The following is a 237-nucleotide window of genomic DNA, read 5'->3' on the forward strand; positions in this document are numbered from 1 at the left end:
TCCCTTTTCCCACAAACTAAGGCGTGATTGATAGGAGGACACTGCTCCAAGTGCGTGTTGAATCGCCGCTCTTCTCAGATAAGATGGCATCTTAGGAAAATGACAGTCAAACGGAAATCTGGCATGATTCTTTTTTGTCTCATGTACCAGATGTTCCGCCTCATTAAAGCGTTTTTGTAGATTTTTGATTTCTGAAAGTTCTTCCCATGTCTCTGCATACACCGGAATCAGATAGGA

General features: G+C 42.6%; 1 pseudogene. It reads right to left on the reverse strand.

Annotated elements, in window-relative coordinates:
- A pseudogene (locus tag DXD12_RS15465) lies at window positions 1–237 on the reverse strand (IS200/IS605 family accessory protein TnpB-related protein); the annotation flags it as partial.

Origin of the sequence: Clostridium sp. TF11-13AC, from assembly GCF_003481065.1 — a bacterium.
Lineage (GTDB): Bacteria > Bacillota > Clostridia > Lachnospirales > Lachnospiraceae > Otoolea > Otoolea fessa.